Source organism: Guyparkeria halopsychrophila, assembly GCF_044582135.1.
Lineage (GTDB): Bacteria > Pseudomonadota > Gammaproteobacteria > Halothiobacillales > Halothiobacillaceae > Guyparkeria.
Genome location: NZ_JBDODP010000002.1, coordinates 107,969 through 123,000 on the forward strand (window position 1 = coordinate 107,969; position 15,032 = coordinate 123,000).

Consider the following 15,032-nt stretch of genomic DNA (forward strand, 5'->3'; position numbering starts at 1 on the left):
CTTAGTTCTCGACGGCATCCTTGTCATCGGCGTGATCGGCGTGGAAGTGGCCGACCTGCAAGGCCACATTGCCCGCGTCCGTCTCGAAGCGGGCAATGTGGTAGACGGCGTCGCCCTCGTGGACGAGCGGAAGTTCCAGCCGGCCGATGATGATTCCATCGGTATTCGAGACGATGGCCTCGCGCTGGCCGCTGTAGGGGTCAGCGATATAACCCAGTGTTTCATCCTTCGCTACCTGCGCGCCCAGCGGCAGCACGGTGCTGAGCATGCCGCTTTCCGGGGCGCGTACCCAGGCACTGCGCCGGGACACGACGGGTTCACGCCATTTGTCTGTTTTGCGTTTGGAGGGTGGCAGCATCTCCAGTTTGCGCATCACGTTGAGTACCCCGGCCACCCCCGCGCGGATGGAGACCTCGTCAAAGCGCAGGGCCTCACCGGCCTCGTAGAGCAGGGTGGGGATGCCCAAGTCGCCGGCGGCGCCCCGCAGCGAGCCATCCCGCAGCGAGGCGTTCAGCAGGACTGGCACACCGAACGCGCGCGCCAGATGCAGCGTTTCATCATCGTCCAGGTCGGCGCGAATCTGCGGCAGATTGGGGCGGTGAATGGCGCCGGTATGCAGGTCGATGCCATGGCTGCAACGGGAGACCACTTCCTCGAGGAACAGGTTGGCCAGACGGGCGGCCAGGGACCCCTGATCCGAGCCTGGGAACGACCGGTTGAGATCGCGTCGGTCGGGCAGGTAGCGGCTCTCGTGGATCAGGCCATAGGCATTGACCACGGGCACGGCGATCAGGGTGCCGCGCAGCCGACCCAGCGAGCGTGTTTTCAGGACACGGCGGATGATCTCCACGCCGTTGAGTTCGTCGCCATGGAGGGCCGCGCAGATGAACAGGGTGGGGCCGTCCCGTCGGCCGTGAAGCACGTGGACCGGCATGTTCAGGCTGGTGCGCGAGCTGAGCTTGGGCATGGGCAGGTCCACCAGGGCTCGCTCGCCCGGGGCGATGCTGTGACCGGCGATCTCGAAGGCCTCGCGCATGCGATCAGCCCCGCCCGCGGGTGCGTGTCAGGCTGCTGCCGGAGCGACGCTCGGCCAGCTTTTTCTCGATGAACTGGATCTGTGTCCCGGCGATGTCCTTGCCGGTGGCCGCCTCGATGCCCTCCAGCCCCGGCGAGGAGTTGACCTCCATGACCACCGGGCCGTGGTTCGAGCGAAGCAGGTCGACACCGGCGACGTTCAGCCCCATGGTCTTGGCGGCCCGCACGGCGGTGGAGCGCTCCTCCGGGGTAATGCGGATCAGGCTGGCCGACCCGCCACGGTGCAGGTTGGAGCGGAACTCGCCCTCCTTGCCCTGGCGCTTCATCGCGGCGACCACCTTGTCGCCGATGACGAAGCAGCGGATGTCGGCACCGCCGGCCTCCTTGATGTATTCCTGCACCAGGATGTTGGCCTTCAGCCCCATGAAGGCCTCGATGACGCTTTCGGCGGCCTGGTTGGTCTCGGCCAGCACCACGCCAATGCCCTGCGTGCCCTCAAGGAGCTTGATCACCAGTGGCGCACCGCCGACCATCTTGATCAGGTCCTCGACGTCGTCCGGCCGGTGGGCGAACCCGGTGACCGGCAGGCCGATGCCCTTGCGCGACAGCAGTTGCAGCGAGCGCAGCTTGTCGCGCGAGCGACTGATCGCGACCGACTCGTTGAGCGGGAAGGTGCCCAGCATCTCGAACTGGCGCAGCACCGAGGCGCCGTAGAAGGTCACCGACGCTCCGATGCGCGGGATGACCGCGTCGAAGTTGTCGAGCGTCTCGCCCTTGTAGTGCACCTTGGGCTTGTTCGAGGTGATGTTCATGTAACAGCGCAGCACGTCGAGCACCCGCACCTCGTGACCACGCTCGGTGGCGGCCTCGACCAGGCGTTGCGTCGAATACAGCTTGGGGTTGCGCGAGAGAATGGCGATTTTCATGCAGGCATCCGGTTGTTTCGTTTTAGAAGGGTTCGGTGGCGAGCGATAACCCAACTGTAGGAGAAAACCCGCGTGGTTGGCAGCGGAAATCGGCCGGGGGTCGGGATATCCGGGATTCGCAAGCAAAGGGCAGAAGGTGAGCCAAGTCTGGCCTCCGCCGTCTCCTGGTCCAAGCGTTTTCGCCGCCGGGCCAACCGGGCGGTGGGTCTGGGCCTTTCCTACTCTAGGGCCTCGAAGCTCGCGATCAGGTCGAACAGCTCGGCATCGATGGCGCTCTGGCGTTGCCGATGGAATGAGGTGCTCAACTGCTCCAGCAATTCCTCGATATTCTTGTCCGCGCGCTGCATGGCCGCCAGACGGCTGGCGTTCTCGCTGGCGAGGGATTCGGCACAGGCACGAAACAGCGAGACGAACAGGTATTCCCTCACCAGGGCCTGCAGCGTCACGCGGCCGTCGCCCACCACTTCCGGCAGGTTGTCGGTGGGCCACAGGGTCTCGATTAGGGACGCGATCCAGAAGCGATCCAGGGGCAGTAGGCGCTGACGGACCGGCTCGAACACGGCGCCTGAGGCGGGTTGATTGTAGAAGAGCTGCATGTCGGCATGCTCGGCCTGTACCAGCTGTGTTTCGTTGGCTATTAGTATCCGCCCCACCAGGGGAGGAATGGCCTTGACGGCATTGGGCACGTCGAAGCGCCCGCTGATCGCCAGGCCGGCCTCCGTCAATCGACCCTCCACCCGCTCGCCAACGGCCCACAGGTGCAGGGACGCTTCCCGGCCGCGTAGATGCTCGAGCGCGAAGTCGGCGATCTTCTCGTTGAACTGCCCGGCCAGACCCTGATCGGAGCCGAAGACGACTGCGATCAGTGGGCGCGGTTCGTTCCGGCGTTCCGCGGGCGGGGAGGCCATGGCGTTTCGCTGGCGCAGGCAGGCCGTCAATCCCAGGGAGACGGTGCGGTAGTAATCGCCCACCGACTCAACGGACTGCTCGAATTGCCCGATGCTTGATGCCGCCATGGCCTTCATGGTCTGCACCACCGCATGCAGGTCCTTGGCGTTGTCGATCTTGCGGCGCAGATCCACGGTATGGCCGGTCATAGCCGCGACTCCGACTGGTCGTCGCCTGCGTCCTCGTCTTTCTCGCCGAGGAATGGCTGCAATGCCCCACGCGCGGTCTCGATGATCGATGCCCGCTGCGCCTCGGAGAGGGAGGTGCCAGCGGCCAGGGAGTCCCGAAGGGGCTCGTCCAGGTCGGCCACAATGGATCGGACCCGTCCTTCCGCCTCGGGCATCTTGGCCAGCGGGATTTCGTCGAACAGCTGCTCACTCAGGGCCACCATGAGCACGATCTGTTCGGCGAGTGGCACGGGTTGGGCCTCGGGCTGTTTCAGGCAGGCGCGGATGCGTCGGCCATGCTCGATCACCCGGCGCGTTTCCTCGTCCAGGCGCGCGCCGAAACGGGCGAAGCTCTCCAGTTCTTCGAACTGCGCATAGGCCAGCTTGAGATCGCCTGCCACTTCCCGCAATGCCTTGCGTTGCGCCTTGCCGCCCACGCGGGACACCGACTTGCCGACATCGACAGCCGGCAGCATGCCTAGCTCGAACAGGGAGGGCGAGAGGAAGATCTGGCCGTCGGTGATCGAGATCAGGTTGGTGGGGATGTAGGCGGAAATGTCCTGGGCCTCGGTTTCGATGATCGGCAAGGCGGTGAGGGATCCGCCGCCTTCCTCCGAGCGCAGGTGCGTGGCCCGTTCCAACAGGCGCGAATGGATGTAGAAGATGTCTCCCGGAAAGGCCTCGCGTCCCGGCGGTCGGCGCAGCAGCAGCGACAGCTCGCGGTAGGCGCGCGCGTGCTGGGTCAGGTCGTCGTAGACGATCAGCACGTCCTGGCCATCGGTCATCAGGTGTTCGGCGATGGTGGTCGCCGCGTAAGGCGCGATGTAGGCCAGACCGGGCGCTTGGTTGCCCTCGGTCACCACCACGGTGGTGTATTCCATCGCCCCGTGGGCCTGCAATGTGGCCACGGCCTTGGCCACCGAGGCGGTGCGTTGTCCGATCGCGCAATAGACGCAAAACACGTCCTTGCCGCGCTGGTTGAGGATGGTGTCGATCGCGATGCTGGTCTTGCCGGTCTGACGATCGCCGAGAATCAGTTCACGCTGCCCCCGGCCGATGGGAATCAAGGCGTCGATCACTTTGAGGCCCGTCTGCAGCGGGACCGAGACGGCGGCGCGATCCATGATCGCTGGTGCCGTTCGCTCGATCGGCATGCGTCGGCTGGCTTGCGGGGGGTGTCCCTCGTCGAGCGGCCGACCGAGCGGGTCGACCACCCGCCCGATCATGGTCTCGCCCACCGGCACATCCATGACCCGTCCCGTGCGTTGGACCTCGTCGCCTGCCTGCAGGTGACGGTACTCTCCCAAGAGCACCACGCCGATTTCCTGTTCGTCGAGATTGAAGGCAATGCCGAAGATCCCTCCCGGGAACACCAGCAACTCCTCGTAGCCCACGTTGGGCAGACCGCTGACCCGCGCGATGCCGGTGGAGACACTGATGACTCGGCCGACTTCGCGCACGGGCATCCGCGCCTCGAAGGATTCCCGTGCCTCCTCTAGGGCGTCAAACCCCTGGTTCAGGGCATGCCGGAGGCCGTCGCGGGTATCGGTCATTCGGACGCATCCTCGGACGCGCCCGACTGGCGGTCACTGGGTTTTCTCGACGAGCTGCCCGCCTCGCGGACATGCGCCTCAATGCGTTCGACCAGGTGGTGCTCCAGGGCATGCAGGTATTCCTCGATGCTCCAGCCGAGCTTGTGTCCGCTGCCGACCAGCTCGATCCCGCCGATGATCTCGGGGGCTGTCTCGAAGCGGATGGAGATCTGCGTGTCCATTGCCTCGGTGAGGGCCTCACGTAATCGCGTCTGCTGCGCCTCGGGCAGGGGGAAAGCGCTGCGCAGCCTGATCGCCTCATTGGAGCCGGCCAAGTCGTCGGCCAATTCGCGTCGATCCGATTCGTCCAGGTCCTGCAGGCGGCCGAGAAACACGTCGGTCATGGCCGATTCCAGGCTTTGATTGGCCAGGTCCTCCAGCGCCTGTCGACTGATGGCCAGCACCTCGGCACGCGCCTTGCGCACCATGTCCTGGCTCAGGCTGTCCTGCTCGCGGCGCAACGCCTCGATCTGCTTGGCGCGCAATTGCTCGGCGGCCCGTCGCGCGGCATCCATCAAGCGATGGCGCTTTTGGCTCGCCTCTCTGGTCACCTCCTCGAGCCGTTCATCGCGCTGGCGCTCCAGGTCCACGTTCTTGTTTTCGAACTTCTCGCGCTCGCGTTCGGCCTCGGCACGGGTTTTCTTTGCATCGGACAGGTCCGCGGCAATGCGCGCTTCGCGGGCATCGATCGCGCGGAGTATCGGTCGATACAGAAAGCGCTTGAGCAGCCAGACCAGGATCACGAAGTTGATTATCTGGGCCCCGACTGTGTACCAGTCAATTAACATGGATCAGCCACCGCTCGCCGCGAGGAAGTGGTTCCAGAAGGGATTGGCAAAGATCAGGATCATCGAGACCACGAAGCAGTAGATCGCGGTGGACTCGATCATCGCCAGGCCCACGAACAGCGTCCGGGTGATCGCCTGGGCGGAGTCCGGCTGTTGCGCAAGCGAGGTCAGGGCATTGGCAACCGCCCGTCCCTCGCCGAGAGAGGGGCCCAACACGCCGATACCCAGCGTGAGCCCGGCGGTGACGATGGAAGCCACCGCGATAATGGTCATGCTGTCCATGGGGTCTTTGCTCCTGCGGTGATGGTCATTGGCTGGATTGGTCGGCGGTTTCCACTCGACGTACCCGCGTGGCGGCGGCGATGTAGACGGTGGCCAAGATGAAGAAGATATAGGCCTGAACCATTCCCGTTAGCAAGCCGAGCGCAGCCATCACGATCGGAAAGAGAAACGGGGTGATGGTCAGGAGGATGCCGATGATCATGGCCCCGCTCATCATGTTGCCGAACAGGCGCACCGCCAGTGCCAGCGTTCGAGAGAGCTCGCCGATAACGTTGAACGGCAGCATGATCGGCGTGGGGCGGGCGTAGGAGCGCAGGTAGCTCGTCAGCCCCCGTTCCGAAATGCCGTAAAAGGGCACGGCCACGAACACGCTCAGGGCGAGCGCCACGGTGGTCGACAGTGACGCGGTGGGCGACTGGTAGCCGGGGATCATCGTCAACAAGGCGCAGATCGCGATGAAAAGAAACAGCGTGCCGAGAAAGCCCAGGTACTGGCGTGGCTCGTCGAGGCCGACGTCCGTGACCTGTGTCTCGATCTGGATCACCACCACCTCGAGCAGGTTCTGCCAACGTGAGCGCGTCTCGCCGGTCGACAGTCGAGAGGTGACCAGCCAGCTCCCCGCCACCAGCAGGAGCATGGTGGCCCAAGTGAATGCGATCGTGGCGTTGAGCTTGAGCCAGCCGTATTCCCAGAACAGGATGCCGTCGGGACTCAGAAGCATCCTCAGCCCCCCTGTCCGGGTTGGGTTGCCGGTGATTCGGCTGCGCTGCCGGGACGCGTCCACCGGAGTACCAGCCAACGCGCGATCAAGAACCCCAGCAGCGAGGCAATAACTCGCCGCCAGTCACCGTCCGCCGCTATCAAATAGAAGCCGCCAACGGCCGCCATCATGCGAACCAGAAAGCTGGAAACGAACAGGCGGGCCGGGTGCCGCGACGAGGCGCTTCGGCGCACCGTCCACCAGAGGCCGCCGAAGAAGAACAGACCCAGCGCGATGCCGGCGAGGCATGCCAGTAGCCATATCAGGATGTCATTCATCGCCGTCTCCCCCATCGCCGTTTGCCCGTGTCTGCTGAATCGCCTTGTCTTCCTTGGCCACCCAGCGCCAGGCATTCAGGCAGCCGAGCACCAGTCCGGCCACCAGAAGCGCCAGCGTCCAGGAAAACGGCGCGGGATGGTGTTCGTCCAGCCACAGGCCCAGCATTGTCCCCAGCAGGGTGGGCACGGCCACCGACCAGCCGACCAGGCCCATCATGCCCAGGCCGAACCAGACGCCGTGGGTGGTGTCCCGCTGGGCGGTCAGCTTGCGTACCGCCTTGGCGCCGACCGTTCGGCTGAATGCATTGCCGTGATTCCGGTTCTCGTGGTTCCGGTTCTCTTGGTGGTCGCGATCGCGCTTGTCAGTCATGGTGGAACTCCGCCAGTCGTCGGATCAGACCGCTCTCCAGTTTTGTCATCACCGAGCGGACGTCTCGCTCCTGTTCGCTCAAGGTCATGAACTGTTGTTCGACGGCCTCGCGAAGGTGCCGAAGGTCCTTGCCGCTCAAGGCGTTGCGCACCGAAACACGCACCTCGCTGCCCGTCTTGACCAGTATGCCTTCATCCACCGCCACATAGATCTCGCCGTCGCCCGGCGTTTCGAAGGTCAATATCCCGGGTTCCAGCGCGGCCACGCAATCCAGCCGCCGCGGCAGGATGCCGAACGATCCCGAGCGGCTCTCGGCCACCACACGGGAGACCGTGTCGCGTTCCAGGAAAACCTCGAACGGCAGCAGAATCCTAAGCCTCATTGAGGTCGTTGGCACGAGCATCCTCCGTGGTGGTCGAATCGCTATCGTCATCGCTGTCGCTGTCGCTGTCGCTGTCGGATGAGGAGCGCTGCCGGTTCTTCTCGTGGGCCTCGTCGACCGTTCCGATCATGTACAGCGCACTCTCCGGCAGATCCATGAACTCGTCGGCGAGAATGCGTTCGCAGCCATCCAGCGACTCATCCAGGCTGACCAGTTTCCCCGGTTGCCCGGTGAACTGTTCGGTGGTGAAAAACGGTTGGGTGAGAAAGCGCTCCAGTCGCCGAGCCCGGGCCACGATCTTGCGATCCTCCGGCGAAAGCTGTTCCAGCCCGAGCATGGCGATGATGTCCTTGAGTTCCGCGTACTGGGCCAGGGTGCGGCGCACCTCCCGGCCCAGCCGGTAGTGACGTTCGCCGATCACGCTGGGGGTGGCCATCTTCGATCGTGACTGCAGCGGGTCGGCGGCCGGGTAGAGCCCCTCCGCCGCGCGTTTTCGCGAGAGCACGATCGAGGCGGACAGGTGGGAGAAGGTATGCACGGCTGCCGGGTCGGTGAAGTCGTCTGCCGGCACATAGACCGCCTGGATGGAGGTGATGGCGCCGGAGTCAGTGTTGGCGATGCGTTCCTCGAGCTCCGCCAGTTCCGTGCCCATGGTGGGTTGATAGCCTAGCCGCGAGGGCATTTGCCCCATCAGGCCGGAGACCTCGGAGCCGGCCTGGATGAAGCGAAAGATGTTGTCCATCAGCAGCAAGACGTCGCGGCGCTCGTCGTCGCGGAAATACTCCGCCATGGTCAGGGCGGCATGCCCGACGCGGAACCGGCTGCCAGGGGGCTCGTTCATCTGGCCGAAGACCATGGCCATGTCCGACAACACCCCGGCCTCCTTCATCTCCCGATAGAGCTCCTCACCCTCGCGGCAGCGTTCGCCCACGCCGCAGAAGATGCTGACCCCCTCCTGGTGCTCGACCATGTTGTGAATCATCTCGGTGAGGAGCACGGTCTTGCCCACGCCGGCGCCGCCGAAAAGCCCGGCCTTGCCGCCGCGCTCCAGCGGCATCAGCACGTCGATGATTTTGATGCCGGTCTCGAAGATCTCCGAGCGGGTGGAGCGACGTGCCAGCGGCGGTGGTGGGTGATGGATGGAGCGCCACTGCATCCCCTGGGGCTGCGGGCCACGGTCGATCACGTCGCCGAAGACATTGAACATCCGCGACAACCCCTCTCGCCCCACGGGGGCCTTCAGCGGTTCGCCGGTGCTGGTCACCGCCATCCCGCGGCTCAAGCCCTGGGTCGGGGTCAGCGCTACGCCGCGCACGCGATGCGCGCTGACCTGCATCAGCACCTCGACCACGATGTCCTTCTCCGCGCCGGTGCGCAGGATCGTATTGATGGGCGGCAGGTTTTCCTCGAAGCTTGCCTCCACCACGCTGCCGCGGACCGAGACGACGACGCCTTCGACTGTTTGACTCATCGGATGCTGACTCCCTCGATCGGGCTGATCGATCTTCCACAAGGGTAGGCAATAGCGGTCGGCATCACAGCCGTTCTGCCTGGCCTCCGTGGGACAAGGCAAACCCCCTTGCCGGGGCGCGGGTCATCAGGAATAGGTGAGGGCGGAGCGAGAGGGTGTGGCCAGACTGACCTTTGGCCCGCTTGGTGGCGCGGCCGGATACGCGTTGACGAGGCGGTTTCCGCGGCGCGTGCGGAGACATGTCGGCGTCATCTGATTGGTGCGGGTGGCCGGACTCGAACCGGCACGGCCTTTCGGCCTGCAGATTTTAAGTCTGCTGTGTCTACCAATTCCACCACACCCGCGATGGGACTCGGCCGGGCAGAGGGTGCCCGGCGGCGGGCATTCTATCGCCTTTCGGCGGTGCCGGCGAACCGCATGCACGGGCGATCAGGTGCGTTACACTCACGCGTTCGATTCATTCAGCACTGCCCGGAGTCACCCGCGATCATGTCAGAAGCCAACGGTCCCAACGCCAATGGTCACCATCCTGCTTTCAGCCTGGTACGCTCGGTCCCCATCAAGGCGCTCAATCTGACCGTCGACGAGTACCGGCACGACAAGACCGGCGCCCGGCACTACCACCTGGCCACCGACGACGATCAGAACGTGTTCCTGGTCGGTCTGCGCACGGTGCCGGAAGATTCCACCGGCGTGGCGCATATCCTCGAGCACACCGCGCTGTGTGGCTCGGAGCGTTTTCCGGTGCGCGACCCGTTCTTCATGATGATTCGCCGGTCGCTCAACACCTTCATGAACGCCTTCACCTCGAGTGACTGGACGGCTTACCCCTTCGCCTCCTGCAACGAGAAGGACTTCTACAACCTGCTCGACATCTATCTCGACGCGACGTTTTTCTCGCGTATCGACGAGCTCGATTTCTGCCAGGAGGGCCACCGGGTCGAATTCGAGCAGTGGGACGATCCGAGCACGCCGTTGACCTTCAAGGGCGTGGTGTTCAACGAGATGAAGGGCGCGATGAGCGACTCGACCTCCGTGCTCTGGGAGACACTCTCGCGTGAACTGTTCCCGGATACCACCTATCACCACAACTCGGGTGGCGACCCTGCGCTGATCCCGGATCTGACCTACGAGCAGATGGTGGCGTTCTACAAGCGCTTCTATCACCCGTCTAACGCCGTCTTCATGACCTATGGCAACCAGCCGGTCGAGCGGCTGCAACGCCAGTTCGAAGAGCGGGCGTTGGCGCGCTTCGAGAAGATCGATCCCGATTCGGCCGTACCGCTCCAGCCGATCTTCGCCGGCCCGAAACAGGTCGAGGACGTCTACCCGCTCGACGAAGACGACACCGCCGAGAAGACCCACGTCAACGTCGGCTGGATGCTGGACGAGAGCGCCGATCTTGACGCGCGTCTCGAGGCGCAATTGCTCGAAGGCGTGCTGCTGGAAAACAGCGCCTCGCCGCTTCTGCGCGCGCTGGAAACCACCGATCTGGGCGCCTCGCCGTCTCCGGTGCTGGGGCTGGAGGATTCGCAGCGCCAGATGGTGTTCGTCGCGGGGCTCGAGGGCAGCGAGGCCGACCGCGCCGAGGCCGTGGAAAAGCTGATCCTCGACACACTGACCGGGGTGGTGGAAAAGGGCGTCGACCCCGACATGGTCGAGTCGGTGCTCCATCAGCTCGAGCTCGAGCAGCGCGAGATCACCGGCGATGGTTTCCCCTACGGCCTGCACCTGATCGTTCAGGCGTTGCCGGCGGCGATCCACGACAGCGATCCGATCAACCTGCTCGATCTCGAGCCGGCCCTCGAGCGCCTGCGTGCCAAGGCCGCCGACCCGCAGTTCATACCCAACCTGGTCCGTCGCCTGCTGCTGGACAACCCGCACCGCGTGCGGTTGGTGCTCAAGCCGGACACCGAGCTCTCCGCGCGCCAGCTGGCCGCGGAGAAGGCCCGGCTGGCGGCCATGCAGGACACGCTCACCGAAGAGGATAAACAGCGCATCGTCGGTCAGGCCAAGGCCCTGGCCGATCGTCAGGCCGTGGAGGGCGACCTGTCGATCCTGCCGACGGTGACCCGCGAGGATATCCCCGAGGACATCGACATCCCGCAGCCCGAGCAGTTCGTTCACCAGCCGTCGAGCCAGCGGTGGTACAACCGCAGTACCAACGGCCTGTGCTACCTGCAACTGGCGATCGACCTGCCGGACCTGGATCGGGACGAACTTGAACTGATGCCGGTCTATGCCGGTTTGCTCACCGAGATGGGGGCGGGTGATCGTGACTACGTCGCCATGGCCGAGGCGGTCACCGCCAGGAGCGGCGGCTTCTCCTCGGGCGCCTCGGTGCGTGCAGGTATCGATGATGTCCACAAGACCAGTGGGTTCTGGCTGCTGTCGGGCAAGGCGCTGGTGCGCAATGCCGATGCGATGGTCGACTTGTTCCACCAGCATCTCGATGCCGCGCGCTTCGATGAAATAGATCGCATTCGCGATCTGGTCAGCCAGATGCGCTTTGGCACCGAGCAGGGCGTCTCCGGTCGTGGTCACGTTCACGCCATGCTGCTGGCCACCTCGGGCATGTCGGCCCGTGCAGCCATGCGTCACGACACCGCCGGGGTCTCGGCCGTGCGCCGCATCAAGTCGATGGATGACGGGCTTGAGCAGTTGGCCTCCCGTTACGATCTGGCCGAGCGACTGGCGCGGCTGCACGAGAAGCTCAAGGGCGGGCTGCGTCACTACAACGTGGTCACCGAGCGGCGTCACTTTGCCGAGATGGCCCAGGCCCTGCGCCCGCACATGCACCAGGGGCAGACGGACCAACCGTTCGCGCTGGGGCGTCACGAGGAACAGGTGCGCGAGGCCTGGATCGGCAACCTCGCGGTCAACTACTGCGCCAAGGCACATGCCTGCGTGCCGCCCAAGCACCCGGACGCGGCCGCATTGGCCGTGCTGGGCGGTTTCATGCGCAACGGCTTTTTGCACACGGCCATCCGCGAGAAGGGCGGGGCCTACGGTGGCGGGGCCGGCTTCGATTCCGAATCCGGCAGTTTCCGCTTCTTCTCCTATCGCGATCCGCGCCTGGCCGAGACGCTCGAGGACTTCGATCGGGCAGTCGACTGGGTGGTGGACAATACTCACGAGGATCGCACCGTCGAGGAGGCGATCTTTGGCGTGATCGCCTCGATCGACAAGCCGGGTTCCCCGGCCGGCGAGGCGAAGAAGGCGTTCATGGATTCGCTGCACGGCCGAACCGTGGACGACCTGCGCGAGATTCGGGCACGGGTGCTCGATGTCACCCAGGACGATCTCAAGCGGGTGGCGGAAACCTACCTCAAGCCCGAAACGGCGTCGGTCGGTGTGCTTGCCGGTCCGACACGCGAAGAGGACCTCAAGGCGCTGGATCTGCGGATCGAGCGCATCTGAGCCGAGTCATGCCCTAGGGCGGGAGTGAGTGGTGAATCGTAACGAATCAGGGCAGGGAGTGGGACGGATGCGCTGGATGATCTGGATCGGGGTGGCGGCAAGCCTGCTGCTCGCCTACTTCCTGTTGCCCATTCTCAGTCCTTTCGTGGTGGGTTTCATCATCGCCTACCTGTTCAATCCGCTGGTGACGAAGCTGGAGCGACGAGGCGTCTCACGCATGCTGGGGGCCTCGGCGGTCTTCACCGTCGGCGGGTTGCTGCTGGTGCTTACCCTGATCGCGCTCTTGCCGGTGCTCATCGAGCAGAGCGGCCGCTTGGTGCGCGTTTTCCCCGAGTTTATGGATGCGTTGCAGAACCGGATCATTCCCTGGTTCAACGAGAGGCTCGGGCTGGCGCTGGATCCGGGGCAGTTGCGCGAGATGCTCATGGACAACAAGGAGACCGTGGGCAAGGCGACGGCCGAGGGGGTGAGGGCCGTCTTCGGATCCGGCACGGCCGTGATGCTAGCGGTGATGAATTTCCTGCTGATCCCGGTGGTCGGCTTCTATCTGCTGCGTGACTGGCCGATGGTGGTCGACCGGATCGAGCGCCTGTTACCGCGAACCAGGAGTGCCGTCGTGGTGCAGCTGGCGCGCGAGTCCGACCGAATGTTGGGTAATTTCCTGCGCGGTCAGCTGGCCGTGATGATCGCCAATGGGGTGACCTACTCAATCGGTCTGACCCTGATCGGGCTGAGTACCGGCATCGCGATCGGCCTATTTGCCGGGCTGGTGAGTTTCGTGCCGTACCTGGGCACCATCATCGGCGTATTGCTGGCCCTGATCGCGATGTACATCCAGGCCGACGGTCTCTTGCCGTTGCTGCTCGTGCTGGGCGTGTTCGCTATCGGGCAGGTGCTGGAGACCGTTGTCTGGCAGCCGCGTTTCGTCGGCAACGAGATCTGCATGCACCCGGTCGCCGTGATCTTTGCCGTGATGGCCGGTGGTCAGTTGTTCGGCTTTTTTGGCATCCTGCTCGCGCTGCCGGTCTCGGCGGTGCTGATCGTGCTGGGTAAGCACGCGCTGGACAACTATCAAAAAAGCCGTTTCTACCGCGGAGGCAACGAGCGGGCCTTACCACCGGGCAAAGACAGATCCGGGGGCTGAGCCGGATGCAGCAAATCCCGCTGGCGCTCGATCTGGTCACCCCGACGAGTTTCGAGGGTTTCATCGGCAACGAGAACCTGTTGCTCAAGGCGACCCTGGCCGAGCAGGCGACCGGCGCTGGTGAGGCGCAGGTGCTGATCCACGGGCCGTCCGGGGCGGGCAAGTCGCATCTGGCGCAGGCGACCTGCTACCACGCCGGTTCGATGGGGCGTCCGGCCGCCTACTGGCCGTTGCGCCAGCTGGGTGGGCAACTGGCCGCGGCAAGTGAGCAGATCGAGGCCTTCGCCCTGGCGGTGATCGACGATGTCGATGCCGTGATCGGTCAGGCCGAGGGGGAATTCATGCTGTTCGACCTCATCAACCGGGCGCGCGAAGCCGGCGTGCCGCTGCTGTTGACGGCCTCGCATCCGCCAACCGAGTTACCGGTGAACCTGCCGGATCTGGCCTCGCGGCTGGCCTGGGGGGCAGTGATGACCGTTCACCTGCCGGGTGACGGTGAGAAGATCGAGCTGCTTCGGGCTCGCGCGCAGGCGCGGGGGCTGGAAATGCCGCATGGCACGGCGCAGTGGATGCTGGGTCATCTGCCGCGTGACGTCGGGACATTGCTGGACGCGCTCGGTCGCCTGGATCGCGAGTCGATGATCGCCAAGCGCCGGCTGACCATCCCGTTCCTGCGCGAGGTGCTGGTCGAGGAGGACTGAGCGCCTATTGGTTGTTGCCCCGCCAGCGGGCCTCTGCACGATTCGGTGACGTTTCTGGCTTGAGGATTTGTTCGCAATCAAGGCGCCGGAGCGAAGACGGGCTTGCGGCCCGTCGAGTGATGGCTTTGCTGCGTGCGGGCAAATCCTCAAGCCCCGGAAAGGGCGGTTTCGCAGAGACGTTATCGAATCGTGTAGAGGTCCGCTACATGCTGTGGCGGACGATGCGCTGCTTGTCACGCTGCCAATCGCGGTCCTTCATGGTCGCGCGCTTGTCGTGGGCCTTCTTGCCCTCACCGAGGGCGATTTCGAGCTTGGCCCTGCCGCGCTTGAAGTACATCGCGGTGGGCACGATCGTGAACCCCTTGCGCTCGACCTGACCGATCAGACGGGCGAGCTCCTGCTCGTGGAGCAGCAGCTTGCGGGTGCGCGTCGGGTCGGGACGGACGTGGCTGGAGGCCTGGAGCAGCGGGGTGATCACCGCGCCCAGCAGCCAGGCCTCGCCGTCCTTGATGATGACGTGCGCGTCGGCGATCTGGGCCTTGCCCGCGCGCAGGGCCTTGACTTCCCAGCCCTCGAGTACCAATCCGGCCTCGATGCGATCGCCGAGGAAGAAGTCGAACTTCGCCTTCTTGTTCAGCGCGATGGTGGACTGGCCGGTGGTGGGCTTGTTGTTCTTGCTCATCCCCGCATTCTAGCAGCATGTGGGCGGCCACCCGGTGCCTGTGGGCAGTCTCGGCGCTTTTGTCAGCGGCTTGGCCGTGATGGCGG

15 protein-coding genes and 1 tRNA gene are annotated in these 15,032 nt (G+C 64.7%); 3 read left to right on the forward strand and 13 right to left on the reverse strand.

Annotated features, from left to right (window positions below; all coding sequences use genetic code 11):
- Position 1 precedes the first annotated feature (1 nt).
- From ABGV18_RS01535 to ABGV18_RS01590, 12 genes are all read right to left on the reverse strand, one after another.
- Positions 2 to 1,036 carry a succinylglutamate desuccinylase/aspartoacylase family protein gene (locus tag ABGV18_RS01535; protein ID WP_396584509.1) on the reverse strand — a complete coding sequence of 345 codons (1,035 nt, stop codon included), beginning with the start codon at positions 1,034 to 1,036 and terminating at the stop codon, positions 2 to 4.
- Between the two features lie 4 nt (positions 1,037 to 1,040).
- Positions 1,041 to 1,961, reverse strand: coding sequence for a 30S ribosomal protein S6--L-glutamate ligase (rimK, locus tag ABGV18_RS01540; RefSeq protein WP_396584510.1), 921 nt, complete (start codon positions 1,959 to 1,961; stop codon positions 1,041 to 1,043).
- A 218-nt stretch (positions 1,962 to 2,179) separates the two neighbouring features.
- The gene (locus ABGV18_RS01545; RefSeq protein ID WP_396584511.1) at positions 2,180 to 3,058 is read right to left on the reverse strand and encodes a F0F1 ATP synthase subunit gamma; all 879 of its coding nucleotides are present in this window, start codon (positions 3,056 to 3,058) and stop codon (positions 2,180 to 2,182) included.
- Positions 3,055 to 4,629, reverse strand: coding sequence for an alternate F1F0 ATPase, F1 subunit alpha (locus ABGV18_RS01550; protein WP_396584512.1), 1,575 nt, complete (start codon positions 4,627 to 4,629; stop codon positions 3,055 to 3,057). Before ABGV18_RS01550 ends, ABGV18_RS01545 begins: the two co-directional genes overlap by 4 nt.
- The gene (locus ABGV18_RS01555) at positions 4,626 to 5,456 is read right to left on the reverse strand and encodes a F0F1 ATP synthase subunit delta (protein ID WP_396584513.1); all 831 of its coding nucleotides are present in this window, start codon (positions 5,454 to 5,456) and stop codon (positions 4,626 to 4,628) included. The genes ABGV18_RS01550 and ABGV18_RS01555 overlap by 4 nt, the downstream gene beginning before the upstream one ends.
- Before the next feature lie 3 nt (positions 5,457 to 5,459).
- Positions 5,460 to 5,738 (reverse strand): F0F1 ATP synthase subunit C, encoded by a 279-nt coding sequence (locus ABGV18_RS01560; protein WP_396584514.1) that lies wholly within the window; start codon positions 5,736 to 5,738, stop codon positions 5,460 to 5,462.
- Positions 5,739 to 5,763: 25 nt separating this feature from the next.
- Positions 5,764 to 6,459, reverse strand: a complete 696-nt coding sequence (locus tag ABGV18_RS01565; protein ID WP_396584515.1) for a F0F1 ATP synthase subunit A — start codon at positions 6,457 to 6,459, stop codon at positions 5,764 to 5,766.
- A gap of 2 nt (positions 6,460 to 6,461) precedes the next feature.
- Positions 6,462 to 6,776 (reverse strand): N-ATPase subunit AtpR, encoded by a 315-nt coding sequence (locus ABGV18_RS01570; RefSeq protein WP_396581117.1) that lies wholly within the window; start codon positions 6,774 to 6,776, stop codon positions 6,462 to 6,464.
- Positions 6,769 to 7,146: an AtpZ/AtpI family protein gene (locus ABGV18_RS01575; RefSeq protein ID WP_396584516.1), complete on the reverse strand. Its 378-nt coding sequence runs from the start codon at positions 7,144 to 7,146 to the stop codon at positions 6,769 to 6,771. The genes ABGV18_RS01570 and ABGV18_RS01575 overlap by 8 nt, the downstream gene beginning before the upstream one ends.
- On the reverse strand, positions 7,139 to 7,528 hold the full coding sequence (locus tag ABGV18_RS01580) for a F0F1 ATP synthase subunit epsilon (RefSeq protein ID WP_396581115.1): 390 nt from the start codon (positions 7,526 to 7,528) through the stop codon (positions 7,139 to 7,141). The genes ABGV18_RS01575 and ABGV18_RS01580 overlap by 8 nt, the downstream gene beginning before the upstream one ends.
- Complete coding sequence (atpD, locus tag ABGV18_RS01585; protein ID WP_449728404.1) at positions 7,518 to 8,999, reverse strand: F0F1 ATP synthase subunit beta; 1,482 nt, start codon at positions 8,997 to 8,999, stop codon at positions 7,518 to 7,520. Before atpD ends, ABGV18_RS01580 begins: the two co-directional genes overlap by 11 nt.
- Positions 9,000 to 9,256: 257 nt before the next feature.
- A tRNA-Leu gene (locus ABGV18_RS01590) sits at positions 9,257 to 9,343 on the reverse strand.
- Positions 9,344 to 9,488: 145 nt separating this feature from the next.
- Between ABGV18_RS01590 and ABGV18_RS01595 the strand changes: the two genes are divergently transcribed.
- From ABGV18_RS01595 to hda, 3 genes are all read left to right on the forward strand, one after another.
- Entirely contained in the window at positions 9,489 to 12,419 is a 2,931-nt protein-coding gene (locus ABGV18_RS01595) for an insulinase family protein (protein ID WP_396584517.1), read from the forward strand.
- Between the two features lie 67 nt (positions 12,420 to 12,486).
- Positions 12,487 to 13,563, forward strand: a complete 1,077-nt coding sequence (locus tag ABGV18_RS01600; protein ID WP_396584518.1) for an AI-2E family transporter — start codon at positions 12,487 to 12,489, stop codon at positions 13,561 to 13,563.
- Between the two features lie 5 nt (positions 13,564 to 13,568).
- On the forward strand, positions 13,569 to 14,264 hold the full coding sequence (hda, locus tag ABGV18_RS01605; RefSeq protein WP_396584519.1) for a DnaA regulatory inactivator Hda: 696 nt from the start codon (positions 13,569 to 13,571) through the stop codon (positions 14,262 to 14,264).
- 202 nt (positions 14,265 to 14,466) lie between these two features.
- Here the strand turns inward: hda and smpB are convergent, their stop codons facing one another.
- Entirely contained in the window at positions 14,467 to 14,946 is a 480-nt protein-coding gene (gene smpB / locus ABGV18_RS01610) for an SsrA-binding protein SmpB (protein WP_396584520.1), read from the reverse strand.
- Positions 14,947 to 15,032 lie beyond the last annotated feature (86 nt).

Excerpts from the sequence above, each read along its gene's own strand:
- ABGV18_RS01600 (WP_396584518.1), top strand. The coding sequence starts at position 12,487 with ATGCGCTGGATGATCTGGATCGGGGTGGCGGCAAGCCTGCTGCTCGCC.
- hda (WP_396584519.1), top strand. The coding sequence starts at position 13,569 with ATGCAGCAAATCCCGCTGGCGCTCGATCTGGTCACCCCGACGAGTTTC.
- ABGV18_RS01550 (WP_396584512.1), bottom strand. The coding sequence starts at position 4,629 with ATGACCGATACCCGCGACGGCCTCCGGCATGCCCTGAACCAGGGGTTT.
- ABGV18_RS01565 (WP_396584515.1), bottom strand. The coding sequence starts at position 6,459 with ATGCTTCTGAGTCCCGACGGCATCCTGTTCTGGGAATACGGCTGGCTC.
- ABGV18_RS01570 (WP_396581117.1), bottom strand. The coding sequence starts at position 6,776 with ATGAATGACATCCTGATATGGCTACTGGCATGCCTCGCCGGCATCGCG.
- ABGV18_RS01555 (WP_396584513.1), bottom strand. The coding sequence starts at position 5,456 with ATGTTAATTGACTGGTACACAGTCGGGGCCCAGATAATCAACTTCGTG.
- rimK (WP_396584510.1), bottom strand. The coding sequence starts at position 1,961 with ATGAAAATCGCCATTCTCTCGCGCAACCCCAAGCTGTATTCGACGCAA.
- ABGV18_RS01535 (WP_396584509.1), bottom strand. The coding sequence starts at position 1,036 with ATGCGCGAGGCCTTCGAGATCGCCGGTCACAGCATCGCCCCGGGCGAG.
- ABGV18_RS01595 (WP_396584517.1), top strand. The coding sequence starts at position 9,489 with ATGTCAGAAGCCAACGGTCCCAACGCCAATGGTCACCATCCTGCTTTC.
- smpB (WP_396584520.1), bottom strand. The coding sequence starts at position 14,946 with ATGAGCAAGAACAACAAGCCCACCACCGGCCAGTCCACCATCGCGCTG.
- atpD (WP_449728404.1), bottom strand. The coding sequence starts at position 8,999 with ATGAGTCAAACAGTCGAAGGCGTCGTCGTCTCGGTCCGCGGCAGCGTG.
- ABGV18_RS01560 (WP_396584514.1), bottom strand. The coding sequence starts at position 5,738 with ATGGACAGCATGACCATTATCGCGGTGGCTTCCATCGTCACCGCCGGG.
- ABGV18_RS01575 (WP_396584516.1), bottom strand. The coding sequence starts at position 7,146 with ATGACTGACAAGCGCGATCGCGACCACCAAGAGAACCGGAACCACGAG.
- ABGV18_RS01580 (WP_396581115.1), bottom strand. The coding sequence starts at position 7,528 with ATGAGGCTTAGGATTCTGCTGCCGTTCGAGGTTTTCCTGGAACGCGAC.
- ABGV18_RS01545 (WP_396584511.1), bottom strand. The coding sequence starts at position 3,058 with ATGACCGGCCATACCGTGGATCTGCGCCGCAAGATCGACAACGCCAAG.